This window comes from Micromonospora sp. NPDC047753, assembly GCF_040642735.1.
GTDB lineage: Bacteria > Actinomycetota > Actinomycetes > Mycobacteriales > Micromonosporaceae > Micromonospora.
The window spans coordinates 1-3664 of the sequence record NZ_JBEYSL010000597.1 but is presented as its reverse complement, the minus strand read 5'-3'; the positions used below and the strand labels follow the sequence as shown (position 1 = coordinate 3664).

Annotated in this window: 3 protein-coding genes; 1 reads left to right on the top strand and 2 read right to left on the bottom strand. The window is 72.3% G+C overall.

The window, feature by feature from the left end:
* Nucleotides 1–2208, top strand: a 2208-nt coding sequence (fxsT, locus tag ABZ749_RS31575; protein WP_357234226.1) for an FxSxx-COOH system tetratricopeptide repeat protein, incomplete at its 5' end; no start/stop codon positions are given.
* Between the two features lie 25 nt (nucleotides 2209–2233).
* Here fxsT and ABZ749_RS31570 read toward each other — a convergent pair.
* Nucleotides 2234–3334, bottom strand: a complete 1101-nt coding sequence (locus tag ABZ749_RS31570) for an HEXXH motif-containing putative peptide modification protein (protein WP_357234223.1) — start codon at nucleotides 3332–3334, stop codon at nucleotides 2234–2236.
* 86 nt (nucleotides 3335–3420) lie between these two features.
* Nucleotides 3421–3627, bottom strand: a complete 207-nt coding sequence (locus ABZ749_RS31565; protein ID WP_357234230.1) for a hypothetical protein — start codon at nucleotides 3625–3627, stop codon at nucleotides 3421–3423.
* Between the last annotated feature and the right edge of the window lie 37 nt (nucleotides 3628–3664).

Sequence of the window (3664 nt, the reverse complement as noted above, 5' to 3'; positions counted from 1 at the left end):
CTGGAGCAGACCGTGCGGACGGTCCTCGACTCGCTGTCGACGAGTTCGCTCAGTTGGCTGCTGGTCTACGACAACGCCGACGACCCGCACGAACTGGCCCCGCTCATGCCCTCGTCGAACCTCGTCGGCGAACGCGGCCACGTCCTCGTCACGTCACGGAACATGGCCTGGTCGGCGAGCGCCCTGACCCTGGACGTCGACGTGTTCACCCGAGCCGAGAGCGTGGAACTGCTGCTCAAGCGGCGTCCCGCGACCAGCCCCGACGACGCCCGCCGGCTCGCCGCCGAGCTCGGCGACCTGCCACTCGCCCTGGAACAAGCCGTCAGTTGGCTGCTCACCATGCTGTCGTCGGTCGACGAATACCTCGTCGACCTCAAGGAACACGCTCGGGAGCTGCTGGGCGAGGGGCAACCCCGGCAGTACCGGGGCACCGTGTTGACCGTGGTGTCGATGGCGCTCGCCGCGGTACGCGAGCAGAACCCGGCCGCCGCGCAGCTGATCCAGCTGCTCGCCTTCCTCAGCCCCGACCCGGTTCCGATGCGCCTGCTCTGGGAGGGGCGCCGCGCCGGGTTGGACGAACCGCTGCGCACCAGCCTCCAGGAGCGCAACGACATAGCCCGGGCCATCCGGCAACTGGCGTCGCTCGGGCTCGCCAAGGCGGACAATGCCAGCCGGCACGTACAGGTGCACCGACTGGTGCAGGCGGTCATCCGGGAGGGGCTCGCCGAGCAGGGCGACGACAGCCCGCTGACGAACGCCCGCCGGCTGCTCGCCGCCGCCAACCCGGGCTTCCCCGACGACCGGAGCACCTGGCCCCGCCATGCCGACATCGCGCCACACGTGCGTGTCGCCGGTCTGATCCACGGTGACATCGACGCCCGCCGGACGGCGATGGACCAGCTGCGCTACATCTACAACCTGGGTGACTTCGAAGGCTGTCGGGACTTCGCGGAGGAGATCCTGGCCGCCTGGGACCAGCCCGGTCCGGACGGCCAGCGCAGCGGCGATCCGCTGACCCTGCTGGCGATGCGACGGTACGCGGACGCCCTGCGGCTGCTCGCCGACCCGCGCGCGGCCACGTTCGGCCTCGAAGCGCTGGAACGGATGCGGACGAGCCTCGGTGAGGAACACGAGTACACACTGGGCGCGGCGAACAGCGTCGGCGCGGACCTGCGGCGCCTCGGTGACTTCGCGGCGGCGGCCGACCTGGACGGCCGCAACCTCGACGTGCACCGCCGGGTGCTCGGCGACGGGCATCCGAGCACGCTGCGGGTGATGAACTCGATGGCGATCAACCTTCGCCTGAGCGGTGACTTCGAAGGGGCGTACGAGCTCAACCTCGAAGTGGCGCGGCACGCCGGTGCGGCCGCGGAGGACGGCACCTATTCACTGGTGCTGGCGCAGGAGGCCCAGGCCCGCGACCTCTACCTCCTGGGCCGGTACGCCGACGCGCTGGAACTGCTGGACAGCTCCCTGCCGGTGCAGCGGTCGCTGCTGGGCGCGGAGCACCTCACCGTGCTGCGCGCCACCTGCATCCACATCGCCTGCCTGCGCAAGACCGGGCGGCTCGACGCCGCCGTGGCCGAGGGCGCGGCCAACTACCGGCTGGTGACCCGCCGCTTCGGGACCGATCACGTGCTGGCCGCGGAGGCGGGCATGACCTGCGCCAACGCCATGCGCGCGGCGGGCGACGCGACCCAGGCGTACGCCCTGGCCGCCCAGGGGCACGCCACCTTCCGAGCCGTCTTCGGGGAGCGGCATCCGGTCACGCTCTGCGCTGCTGTCAATCTGGGGGTGATCCTGCGGGCTCGCAACTTCGACCGGGAGGCGCGGGAGTTGGGTGCGGCCACTTTGCAGGCAATGGGCGAATCGTTGCCGCCCACCCATCCGTACCTGCTGAGCGCGCGCTCCGCGCAGGCGATCAACCTGGTCCGGTCACACCGGCTGGAGCAGGCGCAGGTGCTCTCCGAGGCGATCCTCGAGGACTCCCGTCGCCTGCGTGGGCCGGGGCATCCGTACACGCTCTACTGTGCGGTCAACGCGTCGGTCGACCTGATCGAGGTGGGCGAGGAGGCTCGGGGCCGCGAGCTGCTCGACGAGGCTGCCGCGGCGCTGGAGGCGTTGTTCGGGCCGGACCACCCGGAGGTGGACGCCGCGCGCGGTCAACGGCGCATCGAGTGCGACATCGAGACCGTCGGGCTGACCTGACGCCTCACCCACCGGTGGCGGCCGTTCATCCGGTGGGGATCGTCGGTCGGCGGGCACGCTCGGCCTGCGCCACCTCCCACCGCCCGGCGGCGTCGGCGGACGCCGGAACCGGCACCGCGGCCAGTCGGCCGATCCGTTCGGCCAGGCAATCTGCCCAGAGCCGCCCGGCCGAGGTGAGACTTCCGGCCCGGGCGAGCTCGACCAGGGCGCGCTCCAACTGAGCGCGTACCACAGCGAACCGCGCGGTGGCCTGGGCCGCCAGCTCCGGATGGGCGCGCAGCGCGGCCCACACCTCGGCGACGGCGGTGAACGCGTAGGTGCCGTGCAGCAGCCCGCCGATCGGACGCGGGTCAGGACGCCAGGGCGCGAAGTACCGCTCCGGGTCGGCGGGTTCGTGCAGCTGGACCAGGCCGAGGACAGCGTTGAGTTTGCTGTGTTGCAGCTCGTGCACCATGGTCACGGCCAGATCGACCGGGTCGAGGTTGGCGTCGGCGGCCAACGCCCCGAAGGCGTCGGCGTGCGTGACACTGTGCCCACGTTCGGTGCCGTCGGCCAACGGTACGAAGGTGCTGATCCCGGCGGCCACCTCGGCGGCGTGCGTCGGGGCGTACCCGACGAGCAGGTGCCAGGCGTGCCCGACGGACCGTTCCAGCTCCGCGGCCTGCGGCGCGGAGAGCCGGGCGGCGACCGGCAGCCCGAAGCAGTCGCGGTAGGGGTCCAGGTCGTCGACGCGGAGGTCGAGGGTGACCGACTGGTCGGTGAAGCGCCACCAGCGGGTGGGCGTCCACCGGCGCCCGGTCAGGTCGGCCGGCGTCACCGTCGTGCTGCCACCGTGTCGACGCAGCACCCCGAGGCCCGGCACCGGCACCAGACCCGCACGCGGCGTGACCTGCACCGCCACGTCCGACCGCCCGCCGAGGGCGGCCGCCGCGAGCGCCGCGAACGGAAGGTAGTCGGGTCGGCCGGTGGCACCGTGCCGGACCCGATCGATCGCCCAGACGGCCAGCCACGGGTGGTCGAGCAGCACGTTCGCGGCGGCGGGGTCGAGGCGGTGGGCGTGGCCGAGCAGGTGCGCCGACGCCGCCAAGGCGTCGTCGGTGTCGGCGAGGCTCTTGAGGACGAGCATCGTTCGGTTGCGTTGCGCGCGCCGCAGAGCGCGGACGGCAGCCGGGCCAGCCCCACCGTCGGCCAGGCGGGTGAACTCGGAGCGGGTCAGCTGGAGTCGGCGCCGGGGTCGAGGAAGCTGTTCCAGCCGGTCAGCGTCGTCTGCCGGGGACTCTTCAGTGTCGCGACCAGTTCCTCGATCCATCGGGCCAGTTCCGGATCCTCGTCGCGTAGCAGGTGGCTCAGACCCTGCGTTATCCCCCGGGACGCCCACCCGATGGCGGTGCTCTCGTCCGCGGTGAGCGCCCTGTCCACCTTCTACCAGGACAGCCTGGACCCGTTCGACTCCGAG

Bases quoted from the DNA above. Each gene is read 5' to 3' on its own strand.
- ABZ749_RS31570 (WP_357234223.1), bottom strand. From the start codon at position 3,334: ATGCTCGTCCTCAAGAGCCTCGCCGACACCGACGACGCCTTGGCGGCG.